Raw genomic sequence first — 25,737 nt, forward strand, 5'->3', positions numbered from 1 at the left:
CTTTAAAAAACGCTCTACGGGATTAATAAGTGGCTTAAAATTGATTATCGTTTTTATAAGTTCGTAGATCGTTAGGAAGTAGCTTAGTTTGCTGCAATGTCATTTTCATTCAACATAAAATATGAACTATGTTGAATAGTAATGATGATGGTGGCAATATTTAAGTGTAAAATTCAACATAGTTTATAGGTGGTGAGAGGAATGCTGGAACAATTCGAACGATATTTATGGGAAGAAGGGAAAAGCGAAAATACCATTAAAAGCTATTTGCAGTCGGTCGCAGGATTTTTGAAATGGTTTGATGAATCCAAAGATGTAGAGTTTAAACGGCTTCATCGTGAGAATGTTCAAGAGTATATTTCTTTTTTACGAACCGTTAAGAAAGCAAAACCAACAATTAACACAAAATTAAACGCCTTGGTCAAATTCAATGAGTTTCTGCTCGAAACGAAAGTACAGCGGGATATGGTATTAACCAAAAAGGATTATATGAAGGTACAGCCACAATACGCTTCATTGGCCAAAGTGGAGCTGAAAGACGTTGAGAAATTCCGTCAACTGGTACTGGATAGCGGAAATAAGCGTAACTATGCGTTAGTTACCCTTTTGGCGTATGCTGGACTGCGAATTTCTGAAGCGCTGAACCTGAAAATGAGCGATTGCAACCTTGTTTCTAGGGAAATCACGATAAGAAGTAGCAAAGAAGATAAGTATCGAGTAGTATTTATGAACGACAAGGTTAAATCCGCTCTCGAGTTATGGTTAAAGGAACAAAAAGAAAAAGGGATTGAGAGTGAGTACCTTTTCATTAGCAACCGCAATCAACCGTTAAACCGCACGACGATCAATAAGCTGTTTAAAGAGTACTCGGAACACATCGGAAAAGGGATAACTCCTCACGATTTGCGACATTTTTTTGTTCTCACGCCATTAGCCGAGGATTGAGTGTACATGAAGTGGCCAATCAACAGGACACTCGAACATTCATACTACGCTTTTATACACGAATCCAACAAAAGACGAGCTCATTCAAAAAATGAATCAGTTATGATGGGAAGGTCGGCTATGGTTGCTTGCCATGGCTTGACGAATTGATTTACTATCATCTGCCGCATCACGCAACGCAAATTCAATATTCCATTTAGATAAAGATGGCAGAGATCCAGGTTCGACAGATTCGTCATGTCGATTGCCGTCGTAAATACATGTGATAAAACATGTCCGTCACTCCATGTAAAGCCATGTGTCTAATTTTATCTAATATGATACTGTACAAGTATTTAAAATAAAAAATTTGAAATATTAAGAAATATATAAAGGTATACTGGCTATGAATTCAAGGGTTATCAAAAATATTTGTCGAATAATGTGTTATTTTGTTGTATTTTTTGGTATAATTTGTATTATATTTTTTTTGCAATTTATGTTATATTACTGTCAGATTATAACTTTTGGATAAATTTATAAATATACATCTCTAGTTACGATGATGTATAAAATTTTGTGTAAAGCATTTTACTAGACCAAAAGAAAAAGGTAGGGTATTCTCTGATTTGGCCAAAAATCTTAGAGAAAGGAGAACCCTACCTATGTCTAAAAGTATACCGAATGTAGACTGGGTCAATCAACTGGAAAACGCCATTCGTCAGTTTGTAAAGGAAAAACTAGAACGGATCATGCGGGAAGAAATAAAAAATTTCCTCGAAATAGAACAAGCCGGAACATCGAATATGAGAAACGGCTACTATCAACGAAATCTAGATACGCAGTATGGTCGTATTGAAGGACTTTTGGTCCCAAGAGACCGAAACGGGGAATTTCAAACGCAGTTGTTCCCCCTTACCAACGCCATACCGGCTGGCTCGAGGAAGCCATCATCAAGATGTATCAAAGTGGCATGAGTACACGTGAGATTGGCAAGTTTATTGAACGAATTTTAGGAAATGCCTACTCACCAACAACGATTAGTCATATCACGGATGTGGTAAAGGAAGACATTGCGAAATGGCACACACGTCCTCTACAAAAGCGATATTCGGTCTTATATCTGGATGGGTTGTGTGCAACGTTACCTGGCGTTGCAAGTGACCGATGACGTCTGTAAACTCTGACGCACTATACAACCGTAGTTCCATGCATTGTTGCAGAGCTTGGCTACAAATGCATGCAGGATGTTGAGCCAGCTGAGTCTGGATGAGTTGTAATTGATCTCGCATATATCGCGGATAGGCTTTTCGAATATGGGCTAAAAATGCTTTCGCCACCTCCGGTTGCTCAAATTGATGGGCTACTCGTTCGATGTAAGCATCGATTCCCTTTGTACGATCACGCAAGTGATTACGGTTTTGAATCAGTTTCCCTTTTCCTTCGGCGATGCGATGTTTTCCTATGCATCTTTCTGTTTTAGGATCGTATATCCACAACTCTGTTTCTTCTTTCATGACGACCTGTACCGTTTTCCCAAAAGGAGTATACGTCCCAAGCGGAACCGTGTATCGATTGGATCGATATAAAATCGTGTTGTCCTTTCTTACCGTTCTTGTTATACTATTGGCTAGGGTAGATATTTCGGCGCGTGCCGAATCTAAAGCGAGAGAGATGGGGCGTAAGTGTGTTTTTTCCTGTTCAAACACATCGACCGGTCTCTTTTTTTGTTGTATTATGAATCCTCCCGTTTCCTGTTCTGTTCAGCCACTCCCACCCTTGTTCATTCCATAAATCCAAATGCAAAAAGGTACGATGTTTGGCAAAGTTGTGCTTAATAAAACCCACTACATTTTCAATTTTTCCCTTGCTTTCTGGATCTGCTTTTCTGCACACATGAAGCGTCAAGTTTCGCTGTCTACGATACGCTTCAAACTCCGCCGTCAGAATGAGATCTCCTGCATTTTCGCTCACAACGATCAGATTGTCTTGATCGTAAACGAGTTCGCGTGGCATGCCTCCAAACCATTGAAAAGCTCGTTCATGTGCTTCGATCACATCCCTTGTCGTAAAAGGGCGATTCAACCATTCTTTATACTTGTAACGCGAGTGGGACAGAACAAAAGCGATAAAATACAACTGCACTTCTTTTCCTCGTTGATCTTTTACACGTATTTGACCGAAATCCACTTGTGCTTGTTCTCCCATCGGTGGGTCCGGAACAGCTTCATAGTGACGATGACATAGTTCTTTTGGTATCTTCCATTCTTCACGTAAATGCCGGACATATTGACGTACGGTACTCTCTCCAACCGAAAGGTTTGGATCACGTTCCTCTAACCAATCTTGTATCTGGGACGCTGAGATGTCTGGATGTTTCTGAATCCACTGTAAAATCATATCTCGATACGGATCTAATTTCCTTTGCCTTTGCTTTGTGGAAGCTAACCACCTCGTCATCTCTTCTGGTGACCGCTGAAGATAATGATATAAAGTTGTTCGGGATATGTTTAGCTTTTTAGCTACTGCAACTTTACTAAATCCCTGCTTTAACAGTTGGTAAATTTCCATGTACACTTCCCACTTATCCACCTTTCTTTTCCTCCTAGCAACTAAGTAGAATGTCAATATCTATCTTAGCTGTTAAGAGCGTTTTTGGTAAATAAGTGTCCAATTTTATTTGTCGGAAACTGTCCAGTTTAGTTTAGCAGTTACAAACCATAAATATTAAATGTTACCTGAATTTTCTGATGTATCTAAAAGCAAAACTAGAATGAGAGTAATAGGAGGGGAAAAGCAGAATTGACGCTATAATTACAAGTTTCATCCTTTTATAGTACCCGAAAAATTATTACAGCAATAATTCCTCCAATAAATTGTAAGCTAGCTAGAATTCATATAAATCTTTTCCTTATCTATTAAATATTTGGTTCTGTCATCATTCAATATTGATTTTAGGACATAAAAAATTCGTCTTGTAAAAGCTAGGTGTTTTCTTCTTCTATTACTATTACACGAACGCACTCGTTCATTAAACACACTATATTTAAGATTTATTACGCTTAAAAAGTTTTATAACGTTCGAATAGACACTGTAAACAAAGAAACACCAAACCATCCAAGGAAATATTATGTATAAGATATTCATGAGGTTACTAAGTATTTCATGCGGAGTTCTTTCCATAGTAAAACTATAATCATAAACGAATCCAATCCAATACAAAAGCAATAAACCACAGAAAGCTATGAAAGGAAATGTTCTTTTAGCTGTTGCCATCAATATCATGTTTACAACGATAAGAATGATTATTAAATTTGGATGTGTCATATAATCCACTACACTATCATTAGCATAAATGTCATTAGAATCACGCATTTCAAGTCACCACCGTAAAAAACAAAATTTCGGTTCATCACCAAAAGATGTACTTGATTTTTACGTTAACATATGATAGCAGTCTCTAAACGCACACGCAAAGCAAAGCGTTGGATATTTCGGTATCCATATCCCCGCCTTTTGATCAACTTGATTTTGTTGTTGATTCCTTCCATTGGGTCATTGGAATAAGGAAAAACGATGCAAGAAAGCACCGCCTCTTTTCGAGCGAGCAGCGCCTTGGTAATACTTTCGCACAGCCGCACATTCACTAAAGAGGTGGCGATCAAACCATTGTGCCAAACGAGTTTCGGCTTGTTTTCTTGTTGGACTTTTCGATACGTAACGGAAGTGCTGAAGAGTTTGATAGACATGGCGTAAATACGAACTTTCTTGACACCATTGTCGAACGTTCTGTCTCTCTTCTTCTGTCAACTTTTCTGGCCGTTGGCTCAATAATCGGCAAACACGGCGAACGCTTCCATGTTTCGTTCCACCTTTAGCAAGGTATTTACGGCAACGCTTGAGTGCATCGGTGAACAACTGAATGACATGGAAGTGATCGAGAACATGGATCTTGGACACACTTTTTGAATGGCTTTTCTCATGGCTGGAGCCAAATCACTGACGATATACTTCGCCGTTGAAGCGACAGGTTGAAGGACCTCTGCAATCGCTTCTTCATTCTTTCCTGAAGCCATAGACAGGGCACGCCGAGTTTGAGCATCCATCTACGGCTACTCCATAATCTTGTCCTTTACGGAAAGCGAATTCATCCACGCATACAACGGTCGAATCCGAAGTTGACAAACAAGCCGGGGTATATTGATAAAACCAACGTTCTACCGTTGTATAAGCAAGTTGTAAAAAGTGAGCGACTTCTTGAATCGTTTTTTCGATACAGAGCTGAGCGACCCACTGTTGAAACGATTCCGTTACGATACTGTGAGATGGAAGTCCCGGATAGGAAACGGTAAACGTAAGGGAACAAGTGGAGCAACGTCTTCTGTCAACAGGGAGTTCAATACAAAATAGACCGATTGTATGAGTATAGCCATGGATCCATTGCTTCCGTTTGGATGGATGACACTTTCGTTGTACGTCCGAAGCAAACGAGGCAGACCGGGCAATGCGGAGGAAGAGACAGTTCGAAAATCCAGCGATCTCCCTCTTTTCGTTCTCCTTGAATAAGAAAGTCTGGTAAATCGATAAAACCTTTGATCAACTGAGAATGCACGCGAAATTTCCTCCATGGTTGATGGTTTGGTCACCTTTATCATACAGGAAATTTCGCTTTTTTTGTATCTTTATGTACAAAAAAATTTAATTGTCAAGTACATTTTGTGGTGAAGAGCCAAAGTTTTATATTACTTCCATTTTAATCCGCAAACTGTGTTTTTTAAATATTTTTACAATTTAAACATCCCTTTTATCACTTTACATCTCGCACTTTCCTAAAAAAATTATATCCTGTTTTTTCAAAGTAAAAATGTCCTTTTCAGTGCGTTATCTTTTCGGTAAAAACTCCCAATTTATTAGATTATTTTATTTTATGTTTACGAACAAAAAAGTCATTTAAAAACCACCCCTCTTAATTAATTTATCGAAGCAAGTCTCTTATATTGTTTTCCCTATTTAGAGTTTCGACATTAGCAAATAAATAACCTTTTTATTTAGGTTTAACCATTCATTACCTTATTCTCTATCCTGCTTCGTTGGTACAAAAAGAAAATTAAACGACTTTTTTGCATTTAAACAACATTTATGTAATTTAAACAACTTTTTTGTCACTCAACAACTATACCTATTTTGTTTTATGCAAAAAAATGGGGCTGTCTGATAAGTCCCTAAAATGAAGAGGCTGTCTCAAAATCGAAGAGTCAGCCCCCACAACACAATATATATGACATAATGTTGGATAAATGAGCTATATATTGTTAAACGCACGTGAGGTCAGACCCTTATGAGACAGCCCCTTTTGTATTTTTTCGATTTTTCTCCGAAAGTAGCTGGCGGATGCCTGCTACTTTCAGTATGTTGTGGGCTAATGCCACAATTCCAAACTCGACATGTACCTTGTCGAGACCCCGCAATGAAAATCTGCGGAACGACCGATTGCCCTTGATGTGACCGAACACACTTTCCACCTCGACTTTGCGTCGAGCATAGATGGCGGCTTTCTCTTCACATTCAAGGGCTGTTTTTGCCTTCGCTTTCATTTCTTCGAAGACGGTATTCCAGTGAACTTGACGATTGCCCTTCGCTTTCGTGCACTGCGCTTTTAATGGACAATCTGTACAATCTTCACATTCGTATATTTTGAAGCTTTGCTCATAACCAGACGGATTCTTTTGTTTTGATATTTTTTAAACGTTACTTTTCTTCCATTCGGGCAAATAAAACAATCATCCTCTTCACAATAGGTCCAGTTTTTCGCATTTTAATGTCCTTTTTGTATTTGCGTGTCTGTTCTTGTACATAGGATCCATAAGGAATGAGAAAATCAAATCGAGGCTCTTTCTCATCACCAATCGCATATACATAGTTTTCTTCACTGCCATATCCTGCATCTGCAATGACTGTTTTGGGCATCGGTAATGAAGTGGACGCTAGCTTCTCCAAATGTGGGATAAAGCAACGTGTATCGGTTGGTCGTTGATGAATGGTATAAAACAAGATAAACTGATTCTCTGTCCCGATTTGCACATTATACCCTGGCTTCAGTTGACCATTTTTCATATGATCTTCTTTCATTCGCATAAAAGTTGCGTCTTTATCCGTTTTTGAATAGCTGTTACGATCGCCAAAGATTTCGTTCTGCTCCTTGTATTTGGCTAGTCGAGGTAAAAAATTTTCTCGAATCAGTTTTAAAGGTTTTTTCCATTTCTTGCGTTCTGCTCGTTTTTCCTTCCGAACTTTTGTATCGGATTCCTGTTCGATTTCCTCTGTTAGGATTTCGACTTTTTCTTCTAATTTTTGAGCGATGGCTTCCAAGTTCTGTTCCGTGATTTCTGGATCTTCGTTCGCCTCTTTTTGTGCTGTTCCTGCTTCTAATTGGGTTAATTCTTGAATGTACTGAAGTGTTTCTTGAATTTTTTCTCTTAACTTCGCTTCCAATTTCGAGGTTGATTTTTTCCACACGAAAGAATACTTATTGGCATTGGCTTCCATCTTAGTACCATCCAAAAAGTAGTTTTCCATCGTGATGTAATTTTCTTCAATCAATTTCAGAATCATCGCTTCAAATAACTCATCCATCAAGGACTTCATCCGTTCTCCACGGAACTCATTGATCGTGCGGAAATCGGGTTGTTGCATCGCAGCTAACCATATGGCAGGAAGATTTTCTTTTATTAGTTTTTCGATTCCACGGCAGGAATAAACCTTTTGGGAATAACTATACAGAATGATTTTAAGCATCATTTTGGGATGATAGGAACTTCTGCCACCGCCTTTATAATGAGAAAACAATAGCTCATCTGGTACAGATTCCACCATTTCGTCCACTACTCGTGCGACGTGATGTTCTGGTATAAGGGCTTCAATATCAAAAATCACTTGAGTTTGACGATTGTCATAGGGTTTAAAAGTAGGGGCTAATGGTCTTTTAGAGGGCTTTTTTTCCTCTGTCTCTGGAAAAAGTGTCATTTGCGTGTTATAATTTTCAGTAGTAATCATTTGATTGCTCATAAAAATCGTCCTTTCTGGAATGTTGTGGTGGTACCTTCATTTTACAGGATAGGACGATTTTTTTGTGTACTTTTTTAAAAAATGAAAAAAATGAGAGGGGCTTCAAAAAGTCAGTTACCCTGACTTTTTGGACAGCCCCAATTTTTTAATCATTCATGACTGTTATTGAACAGATGTCATTTTTTCGGTAAAATATAAAGAAGTGCAACATGAAAAAAAGAGGAGAAGAGACTATGGGCAAAGTATACGTATTTGATCACCCCCTTATTCAACATAAACTTACATATATCAGGGACAAGCAAACAGGTACAAAGGAGTTTCGTGAATTAGTCGAAGAAGTAGCGACATTGATGGCTTTTGAAATTACACGCGATCTTCCGCTGGAGGAAGTGGAAATCGAAACGCCGGTCAGCAAAGCGAAATCCAAAGTTATTTCCGGGAAAAAGTTGGGGATTATCCCAATTTTGCGCGCGGGAATTGGCATGGTGGATGGCATTTTAAAGCTAATCCCAGCTGCAAAGGTCGGCCATATTGGGCTGTATCGTGATCCAGAAACATTAAAGCCGGTCGAGTATTATGTCAAGCTTCCGACAGACGTAGAAGAGCGCGATTTTATTGTCGTGGATCCGATGCTGGCAACAGGCGGCTCAGCCGTTGAAGCCATTCATTCATTAAAAAAGCGCGGAGCGAAACACATTAAGTTCATGTGTTTAATCGCTGCTCCTGAAGGGGTTGAGGCGGTCAAAAAGGCGCATCCGGATGTTGATATTTACATTGCCGCACTTGATGAAAAATTAAATGATCACGGCTATATTGTTCCAGGGCTTGGAGATGCAGGAGACCGACTATTTGGAACGAAATAGTATATTTTGTTAAACGCTGAGCATGCTAACATGGGTGCTTGGCGTTTTTTTCATATGAAGCAAAAGTGACGCGGGAATTGCTCTACTTTTATAAACGAATTTTCGATTTAGTTGGCTTCAATGCTCGCTTATTTAGGGGAATACAATGAAAAGAGCGGCCGTATAGCCGATTGAAAAGTAGAATCCTCATTTTTTAAAGGTCGGAGGCAAGCGCCCATCCAGATGATTTGTCGCTTTTTTCTATGAGGAGATTCCTTCCATCACCAAGTTTAATATGGAAGAAGGGTCTAATCGCTTTTGCAAGAAATGCATTTTTCGCAATGGTTTTAGAGGAACGACAAACCCTCAGGTTCCGCGTGAAAAGGGAGCAGATTCGCAGAAATGAAGGAAAAATTTGATAGTGAAAAATATAAATATTATATTATACAATAACAATATGAAAAATAAATGAGGAAATGTCACAAAATATTAATAATTTATTTGAATTTATTGGCTAAACACGTTGACATTGGACGATGCCTATTGTATGCTTACAGGGGATATAATGATAAGGTTTTCACGAGGTTTATCTACAAAAACTTTTACCATAAGGATGTATGTGTATGCGTCCAAAACAGCGCCATCCCCTTCAAGCGATCGGTCTCATGTCCGGGATCGTATCCCAGCTAGTTGGTTCGATTTTGATAGGGATTTTTGGCGGGAAATGGATTGACGAAAAGCTTGGCACGGAGCCCATCTTTCTTGTTGTAGGGCTTCTGATTGGTCTTGCGGCAGGCATATATGCGATGTTTCGCTTGATTCGTCAATATTTCCCAGAGGAGTAAAGGCATGCAGCAAATGTTCTTAAGACAGCAAAAATACATATTTTATCTATTGTCTCTTTACACGCTAGGCTGGGGCTTTACAAGCTATAAAACCGTTTTCTTAAGCTTGATTTTAGGAACGGTGATCAGTCTGTTTTTGTTGTGGAGTCTAGTCCGGAAAGTCGAAAAATTCGGACGAGCGGTCGCTCAAGGCAAAAAAGCCCGCTCGCTCGGAACGTTTTCGCGCTTAGCGGCCGCTGTCTTGGCTGCGGCGATTGCCATCGAATATCCGCAATATTTCTCCATCATTCCTGTTACGATAGGATTAATGACATCCTATACTGTCATTATAATAGATTTTCTTTTGCACAAAAATAAATAACATAAATGGAAAGAGAGGTGAAAAAAGTTGGAACATAAAGCACCGATTGTTGAATGGTTGGGACTGACATTTAATTTGTCCAACATCTTAATGACGACCATTACAAGTCTCATTGTGTTTATTATTGCTATTGCTGCAACAAGATCTCTTCAGCTTCGCCCTCGGGGAATGCAAAATTTTTTGGAGTGGGTGTTTGATTTTGTGAGGGGAATCATTAACAGTACTATGGACTGGCAAACGGGCGGCCGCTTCTTAACATTAGGTGTTACGCTCATTATGTACATCTTTGTAGCGAATATGCTCGGTCTGCCGTTTTCTGTCCGTTTCGGAGATACGCTTTGGTGGAAGTCTCCAACTGCCGATCCAACCATTACGTTGACTCTTGCAGTCATGATCGTCGGCCTCACGCATTATTATGGCGTAAAGCTTAAAGGTGTTCAAGAATATGGTCGTGATTACTTACGGCCAATGGCCTTTCTATTCCCGTTGAAAATTATTGAGGAATTCTCTAATACTTTAACATTGGGCTTGCGTCTTTACGGTAACATTTTTGCCGGAGAGATTTTGCTGGGGCTGTTGGCGGGGCTTGCCACAAACGGCGGCGTGTTTGGCGCGCTTGGCGCTGCCATTCCGATGATGGTTTGGCAAGCATTCAGTATTTTCGTAGGCTGTATTCAAGCATTTATCTTTACTATGTTAACAATGGTTTATATGGCACATAAGGTGAGCCAAGACCATTAATGATAAACTTTTATCCAAAAAAATTATATGACATAAATAGAAGGAGGATATTTAACATGAATTTAATTGCAGCTGCTATTGCAGTAGGTTTGGCAGCACTTGGTGCTGGTATTGGTAACGGTTTAATCGTAGGTCGTACAGTGGAAGGAATCGCTCGTCAGCCGGAATTGCGTCCTGTACTTCAAACAACGATGTTCATCGGGGTAGCGTTAGTCGAAGCGTTACCGATTATCGGCGTAGTTATCTCATTCATCGTTATGAACAGATAATCAATATTTCCTTATGTGATGGCGAAGTTCGTGCAGACGATCACCTTCGCCATTCCTTTATGTACATTACATGTAAACCCTGCCATTTTATGAAAAAGTTTAGCGGCTGAAGGGAGTGAAAAGCGGTGTTAATAAGCATGAACATGTTTTTATTGGGTGCTGCTGAGCATCATACAGGACTCAACACAGGTGATATCATTTTCCAATTGCTTATCTTTGTCATCTTATTAGCATTGCTCCGGAAATTTGCGTTTGGTCCATTAATGGGCATTATGAAACAACGCGAAGAGCATATTGCTAATGAAATTGAACAAGCAGAAAAACACCATCAAGAGGCGAAAAAGCTTGCGGAAGAGCAGCGGGCATTTATGAAGCAATCGCGTCAGGAAGCGCAAGCATTAATTGAAAATGCTCGCAAGCTTGGCGAAGAGCAAAAAGAGCAAATTATCGCAGCGGCTCGTGAGGAAGCCGAGCGTTTAAAAGAAGCGGCGAAAAAAGAAATCGAGCGCGAAAAAGAGCAGGCGGTTGCTGCGTTGCGTGAGCAAGTGGCATCTTTATCTGTATTGATTGCATCAAAAGTCATTGAAAAAGAATTAAGCGAGCAAGATCAAGCGAAGCTGATCAATGAATATATCCAAGAGGTAGGAGAAGGGCGATGAGCAAAGAAGTCGTAGCAAAGCGTTATGCGTTAGCTCTTTTTCAAATCGCCAATGAACAGCAGCTCCTTGATCAGTTTGAAGAAGAAATCCGTGTGATTCAGCAAGTGTTTGCTGCACAGCCGGAATTTCTGTCCGTATTGACTCATCCGAAGCTCTCGATAGACAAGAAAAAGGCATTAATCAAAGAAGTGTTTGCTACACTGTCAACGCCTTTGCAAAATACGCTTCAGTTGCTGCTTGATCGCCATCGTATCGACATTGTCGAGTCACTGGCGGATGAATTTATTGCACTTGCAAATGAAGCGCGCGGCGCGGAAGAAGCAACGGTATATTCTGTCCGACCGCTAACGGAAGATGAGAAACAGGCGCTTTCGCAAGTATTTGCAGCGAAGGTGGGCAAAGCAACCCTTCACATTCAAAACATCATTGATCCAAGCTTAATTGGCGGTGTGAAGCTGCGTATCGGCAATCGCATTTATGACGGAAGCGTCAGCGGAAAATTAGAACGACTTCAACGTCAGCTTATTGGCTAAAGATTTATAGATAGGGGTGAAATGCATGAGCATCAGAGCTGAAGAAATTAGCGCGCTGATAAAAAAGCAAATTGAAAGCTATCAGTCTGAAATCAAAGTGAGCGATGTAGGTACAGTAATCCAAGTTGGTGACGGTATCGCGCGCGCACATGGCCTTGACAATGTCATGTCAGGGGAGCTCGTTGAATTTGCAAATGGTGTCATGGGAATGGCACTGAACCTTGAAGAAAACAATGTTGGTATCGTTATCTTAGGTCCGTATACAGATATTAAAGAAGGCGATGAAGTTCGTCGGACAGGCCGTATTATGGAGGTTCCTGTTGGTGAAGCATTGATCGGCCGTGTCGTCAACCCATTAGGACAGCCGGTAGACGGATTAGGACCGATTGCAACAACGGAGACTCGTCCAATCGAAAGCCCGGCACCTGGGGTTATGGATCGTAAATCAGTACATGAGCCATTACAAACAGGTATTAAAGCGATTGACGCACTTGTTCCAATCGGCCGCGGTCAGCGCGAGTTAATTATCGGAGACCGTCAAACAGGTAAAACATCGGTTGCGATCGATACGATTCTGAACCAAAAAGACCAAAACATGATTTGTATCTATGTAGCAATCGGACAAAAAGAATCAACGGTTCGTAACGTTGTTGAAACATTGCGCAAGCATGGCGCGTTAGAGTACACAATCGTTGTCACTGCTTCTGCTTCGCAACCGGCTCCATTGCTATTCCTAGCTCCATACGCTGGGGTATCAATGGGAGAATACTTCATGTATAAAGGAAAGCATGTGCTTGTCGTATATGATGATTTATCGAAGCAAGCGGCCGCTTACCGTGAGCTTTCCCTATTATTGCGCCGTCCTCCAGGCCGTGAAGCGTATCCAGGGGACGTATTCTACTTGCATTCTCGCCTTTTAGAGCGTGCGGCGAAATTAAGCGATGCAAAAGGAGCAGGATCTTTAACTGCATTGCCGTTCGTTGAAACACAAGCAGGGGACATTTCTGCCTATATTCCGACGAACGTTATCTCAATCACAGACGGACAAATTTTCTTGCAATCTGACTTATTCTTCTCTGGTGTGCGTCCGGCAATCAACGCGGGTCTTTCCGTTTCTCGCGTAGGTGGTTCTGCGCAAATTAAAGCGATGAAAAAAGTAGCGGGTACGCTTCGTCTTGACTTAGCTGCGTATCGTGAGCTTGAAGCATTCGCGCAATTCGGTTCAGACCTCGACAAAGCGACACAAGCAAAGCTTGCTCGTGGTGCGCGCACAGTTGAAGTGTTAAAGCAAGGGTTGCACGAACCGCTTCCAGTAGAAAAACAAGTGGCTATCATTTACGCATTAACACGCGGATTCTTAGATGATATTCCGGTTGAAGATATTCGTCGTTTTGAGAAAGAATTCTTTACATGGCTTGATCAAAACGGCCAGCACATTCTTGATCATATTCGCACGACAAAAGATCTTCCAAGCGAAGAAGATCTCAACAAAGCGATCGAAGATTTCAAGAAAACATTTGTTGTTTCTGAATAAAAGGCGGCAGGAGCAGAAGGGGCGTGAAGCCTTCTGTTCCTTGTCTCTATCAATAGATTCAGCGCAAAAAAGGTGGTGAAAACCTTTGGCATCATTACGCGATATTAAGACGCGAATCAACTCGACGAAGAAAACAAGCCAAATTACAAAGGCGATGGAGATGGTTTCCGCTTCAAAACTGCATCGCGCTGAAACCAATGCGAAATCGTTTGTTCCTTATATGGAAAAAATTCAAGAGGTTGTAGCAAACATTTCATTAGGCAGTTCAGTCAATCACCCGATGCTAGTGAAACGTCCTGTCAAAAAGACGGGCTATTTGGTTATTACATCTGATCGCGGATTAGCTGGTGCATACAATAGCAACATTCTTCGAACGGTTTATCAAACCATTCAGGAGCGTCATAAATCGACAGATGAATATGCGATCATTGCCATTGGCCGTATGGGCTTGAACTTTTTCCAAAAGCGCAATATCCCGGTTGTTTTAAACATTACCGGATTGCCAGATCAGCCATCATTTGCTGATATAAAGCGAATTGCCAGCCAAACAGTAGGCATGTTTGCTGACGGTACGTTTGACGAGCTATATATGTATTACAACCATTTCGTAAGCGCGATTCAACAAGATGTAACGGAAAGAAAGCTTTTGCCGCTTACGGATTTAGTGGCTGAGAAAAAACGAACATCTTATGAATTTGAGCCGTCACAAGAAGAAATTTTGGAAGTGCTTTTGCCGCAATATGCCGAAAGTTTGATCTATGGGGCATTGTTAGATGCCAAAGCAAGTGAGCATGCGGCGCGCATGACGGCAATGAAAAATGCGACTGATAATGCAAAAGAACTTATTCGTACGCTTACACTTTCATATAACCGTGCCCGTCAGGCAGCGATTACGCAAGAAATTACGGAAATCGTGGCAGGAGCTAATGCGCTGCAATAACCAGCTGCGTCGGTGCATGCGTCAGAGAGACGTTCAAGTAGCAAGTTAGGAGGGAAAACGGATGACAAAAGGACGCGTTCTTCAAATTATGGGTCCAGTTGTAGACGTAAAGTTCGAAAGCGGACATCTTCCTGCGATTTACAACGCCCTTAAAATCCAACATAAAGCGCGCAACGAAAATGAAGTCGATATTGACTTAACATTAGAAGTGGCCCTTCACCTTGGCGACGATACTGTTCGTACGATTGCGATGGCTTCTACGGACGGTCTCATTCGTGGCATGGAAGTCATTGACACAGGGGCGCCAATTTCCGTGCCTGTCGGTGATGTGACACTTGGCCGCGTATTCAACGTATTGGGAGAGCCAATTGATTTAGATGGAGAAATTCCGGCGGATGCACGTCGCGATTCCATTCATAAACAAGCACCAAAATTTGAACAGCTTTCCACTCAAGTAGAAATCCTTGAAACAGGAATTAAAGTTGTCGATCTTCTTGCACCATACATCAAAGGTGGAAAAATCGGTCTGTTCGGTGGTGCCGGTGTAGGTAAAACGGTATTAATCCAAGAGCTTATCAACAACATCGCTCAAGAGCACGGTGGTATCTCGGTATTCGCGGGCGTCGGTGAGCGTACTCGTGAAGGTAACGACCTTTATCATGAAATGAAGGATTCCGGCGTTATTAACAAAACGGCGATGGTGTTCGGACAAATGAACGAGCCGCCTGGTGCGCGTATGCGCGTAGCATTGACAGGTTTGACAATGGCGGAATATTTCCGTGACGAGCAAGGGCAAGACGTGTTGTTCTTCATTGATAACATTTTCCGTTTCACGCAAGCGGGTTCCGAGGTTTCGGCGCTATTAGGACGCATGCCGTCTGCGGTAGGTTATCAGCCAACGCTTGCGACAGAGATGGGCCAATTACAAGAGCGAATTACATCAACTGCTGTTGGTTCAGTAACATCGATTCAAGCGATTTACGTACCAGCGGACGACTATACAGACCCAGCTCCAGCAACCACGTTCGCACACTTAGATGCGACAACGAACTTGGAGCGTAAATTGTCTGAGATGGGGATTTATCCTGCGGTAGACCCGCTTGCTTCGACATCTCGCGCGCTTTCGCCAGAAATCGTTGGTGAAGAGCACTATCAAGTGGCACGTAAAGTGCAACAAACGTTGCAGCGCTACAAAGAATTGCAAGATATTATCGCCATTCTTGGTATGGACGAGCTTTCTGACGAGGATAAACTTGTGGTTCAGCGCGCTCGCCGTATTCAATTCTTCTTATCGCAAAACTTCCACGTTGCGGAGCAATTTACAGGTCAGCCAGGTTCTTACGTGCCTGTAAAAGAAACCGTTCGCGGTTTCAAAGAAATTTTGGAAGGAAAATACGACCATCTTCCAGAAGATGCGTTCCGTCTTGTAGGCCGCATTGAGGAAGTAGTGGAAAAAGCGAAACAAATGGGCGTAGAAGTCTAATTTAGGGACATAGGAGGCTTTTGTGATGAAGACGATTAAAGTCAATGTAGTTACTCCTGATGGCCCGGTGTATGAAGCGGACGTTGAAATGGTCAGCACGAAGGCAAAAAGCGGAGAGCTCGGCATTCTGCCGGGGCACATTCCGCTTGTTGCTCCGCTTGAGATCGGTTCAATACGCTTAAAAAAAGACGGAAAAACAGAACTTATCGCAGTCAGCGGCGGCTTTCTAGAAGTTCGTCCCGACAAAGTAACCGTGCTCGCGCAAGCAGCAGAAAAAGCGGAAGACATTGATGTAGTTCGCGCACAAGCAGCAAAAGAACGGGCAGAAAGACGTTTGGAGGCCAAACAGGATCATATTGACTTCAAACGCGCCGAGCTTGCTTTAAGACGAGCGATCAATCGGTTAGAGATAGCTGGAAAACGTTAAAGGCAGGGGAGTTCCCTGCCTTTAGGCTGTAGACAAAGCCAACGTTGGCTTTGTCTACAAACATTTTATCCATCATTCATTCAAGGTTGAAAACGCTTGGCAGGCAAAGAATGAAACCGAGTGAAGATGCAAAATCGAACCAAAACATTCATGAGCGGATGAGCGAGTTCAGTAACGCGAAATGAAAGCGTTTGCGAAAGTTTGGACAGGAGATTTTCTCCTGTTTTTATTTATTTGAAAAATAAAAATATTTATTATTGGCAAGACTGGGCGGTCTGTCGACACTTCTGGATATAAATGTTATAATGATAACGATTACAAATTTTCATTTTTTTATATTTTTGTTCAATTGTTATTTATCAGAAAAAAAGGAGGCGAATGAAGCATTGCTCAATGTCTATTTGAATAATTATTTAATCGTCTTTGTGTTTTTATGTCTTGGAATTTTGCTCCCAATGGTTGCTTTGACCGCAGGGCGAATTTTGCGTCCCCATGCTCCTAACGATGCAAAACAGACTACTTATGAGAGTGGAATTGAACCCTTTCACGATTCGCATATTCAATTTAATGTACGCTACTACATTTTTGCTCTGTTGTTTGTCATTTTTGATGTAGAAACGGTATTTTTGTATCCTTGGGCTGTTGCTTACAATCGCCTTGGTTTATTTGCGTTGATTGAAATGCTTATTTTTGTAGCCATGCTTGTGATTGGACTTGCATATGCTTGGAAGAAGAAGGTGTTAAAATGGACATAAAATTGTTAAATGTTCCAGAAGAGGAAATGGAAGAATTAAGACGAAATGTTTTTTTAACAACCCTTGAGCAATTGAAGGCTTGGGCGCGCAGCAATTCGCTATGGCCTCTAACCTTTGGGCTCGCTTGCTGTGCCATCGAGATGATGGGAGTAGGATCCTCCCATTACGATTTGGATCGATTTGGCTCCTTTTTCCGTACGTCTCCCCGCCAATCTGACGTCATGATTGTATCGGGAACCGTAACGAAAAAGATGGCGCCGATCGTTCGCCGCTTATATGACCAAATGCCGGAACCGAAATGGGTGATCGCCATGGGGTCCTGTGCGACGGCGGGCGGTCCTTATGTCAAATCCTACTGTGTAGTGAAAGGCGTGGATCAGATTGTTCCGGTAGATGTGTATATCCCGGGCTGTCCACCAAATCCGGCCGCATTAATTTACGGAATTAATAAATTAAAAGAAAAGATTCGCTACGAAGCAAAGATGGGGAAGAAGGTGCTGTAATAGATGAGCGATGAGAAAGATTTACAGCAGCTTAAAAAGGAAGCAGCGGAACGGGCCAAACGATTGGCGCGTGAACGGATGGCAGCAAAGGAGCAAGCGGAGAAAACATCTAAAGAAGATACAGCAGAGCTTCCCTTAGAAAAGCTTCCATCACATGAGGAAGAAGGCAAGCCTATATCTGAAGAAAGAGACGCCTTAGAGCTAGCGAAGCAAAAGGCGGCAGCAGCGGCGAAGGCGAAAGCGGCGGCGTTGGCGAAACAAAAGGCACAAGAGCCGTCATCGGAAGTGCCAGGGGGAGACGCCCTAGAGCTAGCGAAGCAAAAGGCGGCGGCAGCGGCGAAGGCAAAAGCGGCGGCGTTGGCGAAACAGCAAGGCGATGGCAGTGATCATGAACAGGATCTTGCCAAAGAAAAGGCAAAAGCGATTGCTGCAGCGAAAGCAAAAGCAGCGGCAGCAGCGAAGGCAAAAGCGGCGGCAGGAGCAGCCGAAACCGCCAAGCCGGAGGAAACTCCATCGCCGAATCAACCGCTTCTTGATAAGTATATAAAGGTAATTCATGAGCATCTTGGGGAAGATGTCTTAGAAGCTGCCTATATTAACCGACTTTCCAAGGATGTGCCGACGCTTGTTGCCAAGAGAACGACCTATTACAAAGTCGCCCAGTTTTTAAAATATAATGAGCAACTAGGCTTCGATTATTTGTCGGAGCTCCATGGAACGGACTTTGGAACACATATGGAGGTGTATGTACATCTTTATTCTTATAAAAACGATCAGCCAGTCGCATTAAAAGTGAAGCTGGATCGCGATCATCCTGAAATTGAGTCGCTTGTTCCGCTTTGGCCAGGCGCGAATTGGCCGGAATGCGAGGCGTATGATTTGTTAGGTATTCGCTTCCAAGGACATCCTAATTTAATTCGCATCTTTTTAGGGGAAAATTGGGTCGGACATCCGCTTCGAAAAGATTATGAGCCATATGATGTGGAGGTGTAGCCGATGCTTCGAACAGAGGAAATGCTTCTTAATGTAGGCCCGCAGCATCCAAGCACACACGGCGTATTTCGTCTCGTACTTAAAATCGATGGAGAAATTATTCAAGAAGCTACACCCGTTATCGGTTATCTTCATCGAGGAACGGAAAAGTTAGCTGAGAATTTACAATATACACAAATTATCCCATATACCGATCGAATGGATTACTTATCGGCGATGACCAACAATTATGTCATTTGTCATGCTGTGGAGACGATGATGGGAATGAAAGTGCCAGATCGCGCGGAGTATTTGCGGGTATTGGCTATGGAGCTCGGCAGAATTGCCAGCCATTTAGTATGGTGGGGAACGTATTTATTAGACATTGGCGCCATTAGCCCGTTTTTATATGCATTTCGTGAGCGGGAGATGATTATTAATCTATTAAATGAATTATCAGGCGCGCGTCTCACGTTCAATTATATGCGTGTCGGCGGTGTAAAGTGGGATGCTCCAGATGGATGGATCGAGAAAGTAAAAGAGTTTGTGCCATATATGCGGAAGCAGCTGGCAGGATATCATGAACTGGTCACTGGAAATGAAATTTTTCGTCATCGCGTAATGGGCGTAGGGCGATATACAAAAGAAGAAGCGCTAAGCTATTCATTAAGCGGTGCGAATCTTCGATGTACAGGGGTAAAATGGGATTTGCGCAAAAACGAGCCTTACTCTATCTATGACCGATTTGATTTTGACATTCCAGTCCGTGAAGATGGCGACTGCTTTGCTCGCTATGAATGCCGCCTTGCCGAAATTGAAGAATCATTAAAAATCATTGAACAAGCATGTGAACAGTTTCCGGAAAAAGGGGAGATTATGGCGAAAGTGCCGCGCATTATTAAAACACCGCCAGGAGAAGCATTTGTCCGCATTGAATCCCCACGAGGAGAAATAGGCTGCTATATTGCTAGTGATGGAAAAAAAGAACCGTATCGTCTTAAGTTCCGTCGGCCATCGTTTTATAACCTGCAAATCCTTCCAAAGCTCTTAAAGGGAGAAAACATTGCGAATTTAATTGCGATTCTTGGCGCGATTGATATTGTACTTGGGGAGGTGGATGGCTGATGGAGCAGTTGCTGCGTTCTGTGCCTAGCTGGACGAATCTTGCTATCTTTTTCGGACTTGGTGTTCTTTTGCTCCTCGTTGTATTAGGGTTTGTTACATATGGTATTTTAGCGGAGCGAAAAGTCATGGGGTTTATGCAAGGGAGAATTGGTCCGAATCAAGTGGGGGGAAGATGGGGGCTTTTACAGACGGTAGCGGATGTTTTAAAGCTTCTCATCAAGGAAGATACCATTCCGAAAGCAGCTGATAGGCCACTATTCATTTTAGCTCCCGTTATTGCGTTTGCTCCAGCCTTTATGGTATTAGCTACACTACCTTTTACCGATTCACTTCAATTTGCTGATATTGGTGTTGGACTTCTCTACTACATTGCTGTGTCTGGATTATCAACGATTGGCGTTTTGACGGGAGCTTGGGCGTCCAATAATAAGTATGCGCTCCTTGGAGGCATGCGGGCAGCCGCACAAATGATTTCCTACGAAATTCCACTTGTGATGTCAGTGATTGGGATTATTTTATTAACGGGAAGCTTAAATCTAAACGATATTGTGGAAGCGCAGAAGCATGTATGGTACATTTTTATTCAGCCAATTGGGTTTCTCGTTTTTCTTATTGCTTCCGTCGCCGAGTTGAATCGAACGCCGTTTGACCTACCCGAAGCCGAATCCGAGCTTGTTGCCGGCTTCCATGTTGAATACTCTGGTTTTCGTTGGGCGTTCTTTATGCTCGCAGAATATGTATACCTTTTTGCCATGGCATCCTTGACCACTATTTTATTTTTGGGCGGTTGGCAGCCTGTGATGTTCCTTGGTTTTATTCCTGGAGCTATTTGGTTTTCACTGAAATTTAGCATCGTTGTTTTTGTGCTTATTTGGTTCCGCTCGACATTTCCGCGACTGCGAGCCGATCAGCTGATGGAATTTGGATGGAAGGTATTGCTTCCTGTTGCATTAGCCAACATTTTTATAACGGCGCTGATAAAAACGATTTTCTTCTCGTAACGAAAATAACCGGAAAAAGGGGTGTCCGTTGTGCTAGGATTAGCGAAAGGTTTAAAGTATACCCTCTCCAATTTAACGAAACAAAAGGTAACGTATGATTATCCGAATGAGCCATTGGCGCTTCCGGATCGATTTCGCGGCATTCAAAAATTTTATCCAGAAAAATGCATCGTCTGTAATCAATGTGCGGCTATTTGTCCGACGGACTGTATTCAGCTGACCGGAAAGAAGCATCCGGATCCCACTAAAAAAGGGAAAATTATTGATACGTACGATATTAATTTTGAGATCTGTATTTTGTGTGATCTCTGTACGGAAGTTTGTCCAACCGAAGCTATTGTCATGACCAATCATTTCGAGCTGGCGGAATATAGTCGTGACGCCTTGTTTAAAAACTTGGAATGGCTTGATGAAAATGATGAAAATGTGCGAAAGGGGAATAAACCGTGAGCGGTGAATATTTCGCATTTTTGGTCCTTGCGCTTGTTGCCATTTCTGGTGGTGTGCTCATGCTAAATGTGATAAAAGTGATGCATATGTTTGTTTCCTTGATTTTTACTTTTGTCAGCATCGCCGGAATATACATTCTTTTATCTGCGGAATTTGTGGCTGCTGTTCAAGTGCTGATTTATTCAGGGGCCATTACGATTATTATGCTGTTTGGCATTATGCTGACGCGCCATCAGGATGAAGGGAAAACGACAACGGGAGGATTTTGGCGAAAGGTGTTAACGGCGCTTGCTGTCTTTGCTTTTGGCGCAGCGGTATATGCTGGTATTTATCGTTTAGATTTCGGCGAGCAAGCGACGCATCTTCATGAAAAAAATGCAGAGCAAATCGGGATCGCGCTTTATTCAAAATATGTGATACCATTTGAAATTACCTCTGTGATTTTACTAGTGGCACTTGTGGGAGCGATTGTATTAGCGAAAAAAGAAGACGAGGAGGCGAAATCATGAGTACCGTTCCTTTGTCTGCCTACCTTGTGCTTGCATTAATTTTGTTTTGTATTGGGTTATATGGGGCATTAACAAAGCGCAATACGGTCATTGTGCTAATCTGTATTGAGTTAATGCTGAATGCGGTGAATATTAATTTAGTTGCTTTTAGTAAATATGGCGTGAATCCGAGCATCACAGGACAAGTTTTCGCTTTATTTACGATCACGGTTGCGGCAGCCGAGGCGGCTGTTGGATTAGCGATTTTAATGGCGCTTTACCGCAATCGGAAGACGGTCCATATAGATGAAATGGATTCGATGAAGCATTAGTGAAACAAGGGAAGTGTTCCGATACCATCAGTGGATGGCATGTTGAAAATGAAAAAAGGGCTATGGGCCCTTTTGATAAAGGGGATTGTGATACAATGATGGAAAACGCTTGGATCATACCGCTTTTCCCGCTTTTTTCATTCCTGATTTTGCTCGTGGCCGGAAAGAGCATGAAGGAAAGGAGCGCTTATATCGGAATAGCTGCCACGCTTCTTTCCTTTATCAGCGCAGCAATGGTGCTGATCGAACGATTTCATGAACCAACCTATCAGCTGCACCGGGAATGGCTTGCAATCGGTAAGGTCAGCATAGCCATGGGCTTTGAGATTAATGCATTAAACGCGCTTATGCTTGTTGTTGTTTCGCTTGTAAGCTTTCTTGTTCATGTTTATTCCAAAGGCTATATGCATGGAGACGACCGCTTTTCGGTGTTTTATGCTTATCTTGGATTGTTTACGTTTGCCATGCTCGGCTTAGTCATTTCTGACAATTTGTTGCAAACGTATATTTTTTGGGAGCTGGTTGGTCTTGGTTCCTTTTTGCTTATCGGCTTTTATTTTTACAAGGAAGAAGCAAAAGCAGCTGCCAAAAAAGCGTTTATTATGACGCGTATTGGCGATGTAGGTTTGCTGATTGGCATGATTTTATTGTTTTGGCAAACGGGAAGCTTTCAATATGATGATATCTTTGCTGCCGTTCAAGCAGGCAACGTTTCAGCAACGATGATAACGTTATGTGCCATTCTGATTTTTATTGGGGCGATCGGTAAATCTGGCCAGTTTCCGCTTCATACATGGCTGCCGGATGCCATGGAAGGTCCGACGCCTGTATCGGCGCTCATCCATGCCGCTACGATGGTGGCAGCTGGTGTGTATCTCGTAGCATCGCTATTCCCGCTTTATGAAGCAAGTGAAACAGCGATGCTTACCGTGGCGGTTGTTGGCGGTTTTACCGCTATTTTTGCCGCGTCTATTGGCCTTGTACAAACAGATATCAAACGAGTGCTCGCATATTCAACCGTGAGCCAGCTCGGTTATATGATGCTGGCGCTTGGCTCTGAGGGATATGTGGCGGGAGTTTTTCATTTAACGACACATGCGTTTTTTAAAGCCTTGTTGTTTCTTGCTGCTGGTAGTGTCATTCATGCTGTGCACACGCAAGATATTGAGAAGATGGGTGGCCTTTGGCGCAAGCTGCCGTTGACCGCGCCATTGTTTTTGATTGGAACGCTAGCCATTAGCGGAGTTCCGCTATTGTCTGGGTTTTTTAGTAAGGATGAGATTTTAGCGGCTGCATGGATGCATGGGCATGTCGTATTATTTTGGATTGCTGTAGTCGCCGCCTTTTTCACCGCCTTTTATATGTTCCGCCTCTTTTTCCTTGTGTTTAGCGGTGACGGGCGCAGTGAAGCGGGCGATGTTCATGAATCTCCGGCAACGATGACATGGCCTATGATCGTTCTCGGCATCCTGTCCATTGCCGCTGGATATGTAAATACACCGTGGTTTGGCCCATTCCTTGGCGACTTTTTAACAGGTGAATCCGCTCCTTCGCATGAAGAAGCTCCTTTATGGATCATGATCGTTGCCACAGCTGTATCGCTCGCCGGCATTTATCTCGCATGGCTGATGTACGGAAAGCGTTCGCTGGCACGGGATTGGCTTAGCTCCAAAAATTCGCTTACATATAACGTACTGCTGAATAAGTATTATGTCGACGAGTTTTATCGTATGACCGTTGGTTATATGGTGAAAGTATTGAGCCTGTTTTTGCAGTATCTCGACCGCTTTATTGTTGAAGGCTTCGCCAATGTGTTGGCTGCTTTCATACGGGCGATTGGCACAGCGGGATCGAAATGGCAAAATGGACAGGTTCAATGGTATGGGGCGGTTACGTTTATCGGCTTGACGGTTCTGATCGTCATTCTCGCGTTTACGGGGGGGTATCTATAATGAACGAGACGTACTTCCTGTCATTGCTTATTTTTTCCCCATTGCTTGGCATGATTTTACTAGCCTTTGTACCAAAGGAGCAGGAGCAAACGATCAAATGGCTTGGTGTGTTGGGGACATTGCCATCGCTTATTTTAGCACTGTTTGCTTTTAGTCAATACTTAGGTGGATATGACTTAAACCGTTTAGCGGAAAAGCATGCCTGGATTCAGTTCGGGAAGTTTGCTTTTCTGTCCAGCTCAACGTTTACCGTGGATTACGAGCTGACGGTTGATGGTTTAGGGCTTGTCATGATGGTGCTAACCGCGCTGCTAGCAACGCTGGCGGCCATTGCCTCCATTCATATAAAAAAAGAATGGAAAGGCTATTTTATGCTGTTTCTATTGCTTGAGATCGGCATGCTAGGTGTATTTGCTGCCGGAAATTTAATCTTGTTCTTTATTTTTTTCGAACTGACGCTTGTTCCGATGTTCTTTTTAATCGGGAAATGGGGCTATTTCGAAAAAGAAAGAGCCGCATACAGCTATTTGATCTATAACGGAATCGGCTCGGCCATTTTGTTGCTTGTCATTTTAATTTTATTTGCGCGCACAGGGACATCCAACATTGCGCTACTAAAAGAAATGCTTCACAATCCGCAGGCAGCAGCCCAGATGATTGCGCCGATCTCGACGGATTTGCGATACGGCTTATTGATTGCCTTGCTCGTCGCTTTTGGCGTTAAATTGCCGATTGTGCCGCTTCATAGCTGGATGTTGCGAGTCCATGTGCAGGCGCCTCCAGCGATTGTCATGCTGCATTCAGGTGTGCTACTGAAAATTGGCGCGTTCGGTTTGATTCGTTTTGGCATGGGATTATTTCCTGAGCAATTTTATCGGCTGGCGGCCGTGATTGCGTTATTGGGGGTTATTAATCTACTATATGGGGCCTTTTTAGCCTTTGTCCAAGAAGATTTTAAAATGGTGCTGGCTTATTCTAGTATTTCGCATATGGGAATTGTTTTGATTGGGCTGGGCGCTTTGAATGAAGCAGGGATACAAGGCGCTATCTTTCAAGTCGTTTCTCATGGCCTGATCTCAGCGCTTCTCTTCTTGTTAATTAGTATTTTATATGAACGTGTTCAGACGACACAGCTTGGCCATTTAGGGGGGACAGCCAAAATAATGCCACTGGCCTCTGGCTTTTTATTGGCAGGAGCGATGGCTTCGCTTGGCTTACCTGGCATGTCTGGATTTATTAGTGAATTTATGGCGTTTTTAGGCTTATTTAAGTCAGCGCCCATCCTGGCTGCCATCGGTACGCTCGGAATAATTATGACCGCTGTCTATTTATTGCGAGCCGTTCTGAATATCACTTACGGAAAAGCACAGTCCAGAGTGGCGGAGGCAAACGTGTCAGATATTCATGCGATAGAGCTTATTCCTGTCCTTATATTGCTTGGTTGCATTATTTTAATAGGCATTTACCCCCATATTTTAGCGCAGCCGCTTAAAGCGCCGATTCAACTGATGATGAATGGGTTAGGAGGGTGAGAG

Annotated in this window: 22 protein-coding genes and 4 pseudogenes; 23 read left to right on the plus strand and 3 right to left on the minus strand. The window is 42.5% G+C overall.

Going from position 1 to position 25,737, the window contains the following annotated elements; translation table 11 throughout:
• The first annotated feature begins 201 nt into the window (after positions 1–201).
• A pseudogene (locus B6A27_RS00605) lies at positions 202–1,051 on the plus strand (tyrosine-type recombinase/integrase).
• 625 nt (positions 1,052–1,676) lie between these two features.
• Positions 1,677–2,095 (plus strand): annotated as a pseudogene (locus B6A27_RS00610) (transposase).
• A 530-nt stretch (positions 2,096–2,625) separates the two neighbouring features.
• On the opposite strand, the gene istA reads toward B6A27_RS00610, so the two are convergent.
• From istA to B6A27_RS00630, 3 genes and pseudogenes are all read right to left on the minus strand, one after another.
• On the minus strand, positions 2,626–3,516 hold the full coding sequence (gene istA / locus B6A27_RS18935; protein WP_080859558.1) for an IS21 family transposase: 891 nt from the start codon (positions 3,514–3,516) through the stop codon (positions 2,626–2,628).
• Positions 3,517–4,365: 849 nt separating this feature from the next.
• Positions 4,366–5,537, minus strand: a pseudogene (locus B6A27_RS19315) (ISL3 family transposase).
• Positions 5,538–6,261: 724 nt separating this feature from the next.
• A pseudogene (locus tag B6A27_RS00630) lies at positions 6,262–7,948 on the minus strand (IS1182 family transposase).
• 275 nt (positions 7,949–8,223) lie between these two features.
• On the opposite strand from B6A27_RS00630, the gene upp reads away from it, so the two are divergent.
• The 21 genes from upp to B6A27_RS00735 all read left to right on the plus strand — a co-directional run bounded on the left by upp (position 8,224) and on the right by B6A27_RS00735 (position 25,734).
• A complete protein-coding gene (upp, locus tag B6A27_RS00635; RefSeq protein ID WP_044741545.1) occupies positions 8,224–8,853 on the plus strand; it encodes a uracil phosphoribosyltransferase in 630 nt (209 codons plus the stop codon).
• A 602-nt stretch (positions 8,854–9,455) separates the two neighbouring features.
• On the plus strand, positions 9,456–9,677 hold the full coding sequence (locus tag B6A27_RS00640; RefSeq protein ID WP_044741546.1) for an AtpZ/AtpI family protein: 222 nt from the start codon (positions 9,456–9,458) through the stop codon (positions 9,675–9,677).
• A gap of 4 nt (positions 9,678–9,681) precedes the next feature.
• Positions 9,682–10,038: an ATP synthase subunit I gene (locus B6A27_RS00645; protein WP_066150614.1), complete on the plus strand. Its 357-nt coding sequence runs from the start codon at positions 9,682–9,684 to the stop codon at positions 10,036–10,038.
• A 27-nt stretch (positions 10,039–10,065) separates the two neighbouring features.
• Entirely contained in the window at positions 10,066–10,779 is a 714-nt protein-coding gene (gene atpB / locus B6A27_RS00650; protein ID WP_066150612.1) for a F0F1 ATP synthase subunit A, read from the plus strand.
• Between the two features lie 56 nt (positions 10,780–10,835).
• Entirely contained in the window at positions 10,836–11,048 is a 213-nt protein-coding gene (atpE, locus tag B6A27_RS00655; protein WP_017436872.1) for a F0F1 ATP synthase subunit C, read from the plus strand.
• 137 nt (positions 11,049–11,185) lie between these two features.
• Positions 11,186–11,707, plus strand: coding sequence for a F0F1 ATP synthase subunit B (gene atpF, locus B6A27_RS00660; protein ID WP_066150851.1), 522 nt, complete (start codon positions 11,186–11,188; stop codon positions 11,705–11,707).
• A complete protein-coding gene (locus tag B6A27_RS00665) occupies positions 11,704–12,240 on the plus strand; it encodes a F0F1 ATP synthase subunit delta (protein WP_044741551.1) in 537 nt (178 codons plus the stop codon). The genes atpF and B6A27_RS00665 overlap by 4 nt, the downstream gene beginning before the upstream one ends.
• 25 nt (positions 12,241–12,265) lie before the next feature.
• Positions 12,266–13,774 (plus strand): F0F1 ATP synthase subunit alpha, encoded by a 1,509-nt coding sequence (atpA, locus tag B6A27_RS00670; protein ID WP_066150609.1) that lies wholly within the window; start codon positions 12,266–12,268, stop codon positions 13,772–13,774.
• Positions 13,775–13,859: 85 nt separating this feature from the next.
• Entirely contained in the window at positions 13,860–14,714 is an 855-nt protein-coding gene (locus B6A27_RS00675) for a F0F1 ATP synthase subunit gamma (RefSeq protein WP_066150606.1), read from the plus strand.
• A gap of 61 nt (positions 14,715–14,775) precedes the next feature.
• Positions 14,776–16,197: a F0F1 ATP synthase subunit beta gene (atpD, locus tag B6A27_RS00680; RefSeq protein WP_044741554.1), complete on the plus strand. Its 1,422-nt coding sequence runs from the start codon at positions 14,776–14,778 to the stop codon at positions 16,195–16,197.
• 25 nt (positions 16,198–16,222) lie between these two features.
• On the plus strand, positions 16,223–16,624 hold the full coding sequence (locus B6A27_RS00685) for a F0F1 ATP synthase subunit epsilon (protein WP_044741555.1): 402 nt from the start codon (positions 16,223–16,225) through the stop codon (positions 16,622–16,624).
• 386 nt (positions 16,625–17,010) lie between these two features.
• On the plus strand, positions 17,011–17,379 hold the full coding sequence (locus tag B6A27_RS00690) for an NADH-quinone oxidoreductase subunit A (protein ID WP_044741595.1): 369 nt from the start codon (positions 17,011–17,013) through the stop codon (positions 17,377–17,379).
• Positions 17,370–17,882, plus strand: coding sequence for a NuoB/complex I 20 kDa subunit family protein (locus B6A27_RS00695; protein ID WP_080859562.1), 513 nt, complete (start codon positions 17,370–17,372; stop codon positions 17,880–17,882). Before B6A27_RS00690 ends, B6A27_RS00695 begins: the two co-directional genes overlap by 10 nt.
• 3 nt (positions 17,883–17,885) lie before the next feature.
• Positions 17,886–18,875, plus strand: coding sequence for an NADH-quinone oxidoreductase subunit C (locus tag B6A27_RS00700; RefSeq protein ID WP_080859564.1), 990 nt, complete (start codon positions 17,886–17,888; stop codon positions 18,873–18,875).
• A 3-nt stretch (positions 18,876–18,878) separates the two neighbouring features.
• Complete coding sequence (locus B6A27_RS00705; protein WP_080859566.1) at positions 18,879–19,979, plus strand: NADH-quinone oxidoreductase subunit D; 1,101 nt, start codon at positions 18,879–18,881, stop codon at positions 19,977–19,979.
• Positions 19,976–20,980 carry an NADH-quinone oxidoreductase subunit NuoH gene (nuoH, locus tag B6A27_RS00710; RefSeq protein ID WP_066150594.1) on the plus strand — a complete coding sequence of 335 codons (1,005 nt, stop codon included), beginning with the start codon at positions 19,976–19,978 and terminating at the stop codon, positions 20,978–20,980. Before B6A27_RS00705 ends, nuoH begins: the two co-directional genes overlap by 4 nt.
• A 30-nt stretch (positions 20,981–21,010) precedes the next feature.
• Complete coding sequence (nuoI, locus tag B6A27_RS00715; protein WP_044741560.1) at positions 21,011–21,430, plus strand: NADH-quinone oxidoreductase subunit NuoI; 420 nt, start codon at positions 21,011–21,013, stop codon at positions 21,428–21,430.
• Positions 21,427–21,939, plus strand: coding sequence for an NADH-quinone oxidoreductase subunit J (locus B6A27_RS00720; protein ID WP_080859569.1), 513 nt, complete (start codon positions 21,427–21,429; stop codon positions 21,937–21,939). The genes nuoI and B6A27_RS00720 overlap by 4 nt, the downstream gene beginning before the upstream one ends.
• Entirely contained in the window at positions 21,936–22,250 is a 315-nt protein-coding gene (nuoK, locus tag B6A27_RS00725) for an NADH-quinone oxidoreductase subunit NuoK (protein WP_044741562.1), read from the plus strand. The genes B6A27_RS00720 and nuoK overlap by 4 nt, the downstream gene beginning before the upstream one ends.
• 95 nt (positions 22,251–22,345) lie before the next feature.
• Positions 22,346–24,202, plus strand: coding sequence for an NADH-quinone oxidoreductase subunit L (nuoL, locus tag B6A27_RS00730; protein ID WP_080859578.1), 1,857 nt, complete (start codon positions 22,346–22,348; stop codon positions 24,200–24,202).
• Positions 24,202–25,734: an NADH-quinone oxidoreductase subunit M gene (locus tag B6A27_RS00735; RefSeq protein WP_080859580.1), complete on the plus strand. Its 1,533-nt coding sequence runs from the start codon at positions 24,202–24,204 to the stop codon at positions 25,732–25,734. Before nuoL ends, B6A27_RS00735 begins: the two co-directional genes overlap by 1 nt.
• The last annotated feature ends 3 nt before the right edge of the window (positions 25,735–25,737 follow it).

This window comes from Anoxybacillus sp. UARK-01 (assembly GCF_002075365.1).
GTDB classification, from domain to species: Bacteria; Bacillota; Bacilli; order Bacillales; family Anoxybacillaceae; genus Anoxybacteroides; species Anoxybacteroides rupiense.

Excerpts from the sequence above, each read along its gene's own strand:
- upp (WP_044741545.1), top strand. The coding sequence starts at position 8,224 with ATGGGCAAAGTATACGTATTTGATCACCCCCTTATTCAACATAAACTT.
- B6A27_RS00640 (WP_044741546.1), top strand. The coding sequence starts at position 9,456 with ATGCGTCCAAAACAGCGCCATCCCCTTCAAGCGATCGGTCTCATGTCC.
- B6A27_RS00645 (WP_066150614.1), top strand. The coding sequence starts at position 9,682 with ATGCAGCAAATGTTCTTAAGACAGCAAAAATACATATTTTATCTATTG.
- atpE (WP_017436872.1), top strand. The coding sequence starts at position 10,836 with ATGAATTTAATTGCAGCTGCTATTGCAGTAGGTTTGGCAGCACTTGGT.
- atpF (WP_066150851.1), top strand. The coding sequence starts at position 11,186 with ATGAACATGTTTTTATTGGGTGCTGCTGAGCATCATACAGGACTCAAC.
- B6A27_RS00665 (WP_044741551.1), top strand. The coding sequence starts at position 11,704 with ATGAGCAAAGAAGTCGTAGCAAAGCGTTATGCGTTAGCTCTTTTTCAA.
- atpA (WP_066150609.1), top strand. The coding sequence starts at position 12,266 with ATGAGCATCAGAGCTGAAGAAATTAGCGCGCTGATAAAAAAGCAAATT.
- atpD (WP_044741554.1), top strand. The coding sequence starts at position 14,776 with ATGACAAAAGGACGCGTTCTTCAAATTATGGGTCCAGTTGTAGACGTA.
- B6A27_RS00685 (WP_044741555.1), top strand. The coding sequence starts at position 16,223 with ATGAAGACGATTAAAGTCAATGTAGTTACTCCTGATGGCCCGGTGTAT.
- B6A27_RS00695 (WP_080859562.1), top strand. The coding sequence starts at position 17,370 with ATGGACATAAAATTGTTAAATGTTCCAGAAGAGGAAATGGAAGAATTA.
- B6A27_RS00700 (WP_080859564.1), top strand. The coding sequence starts at position 17,886 with ATGAGCGATGAGAAAGATTTACAGCAGCTTAAAAAGGAAGCAGCGGAA.
- B6A27_RS00705 (WP_080859566.1), top strand. The coding sequence starts at position 18,879 with ATGCTTCGAACAGAGGAAATGCTTCTTAATGTAGGCCCGCAGCATCCA.
- nuoK (WP_044741562.1), top strand. The coding sequence starts at position 21,936 with ATGAGTACCGTTCCTTTGTCTGCCTACCTTGTGCTTGCATTAATTTTG.
- nuoL (WP_080859578.1), top strand. The coding sequence starts at position 22,346 with ATGATGGAAAACGCTTGGATCATACCGCTTTTCCCGCTTTTTTCATTC.
- B6A27_RS00735 (WP_080859580.1), top strand. The coding sequence starts at position 24,202 with ATGAACGAGACGTACTTCCTGTCATTGCTTATTTTTTCCCCATTGCTT.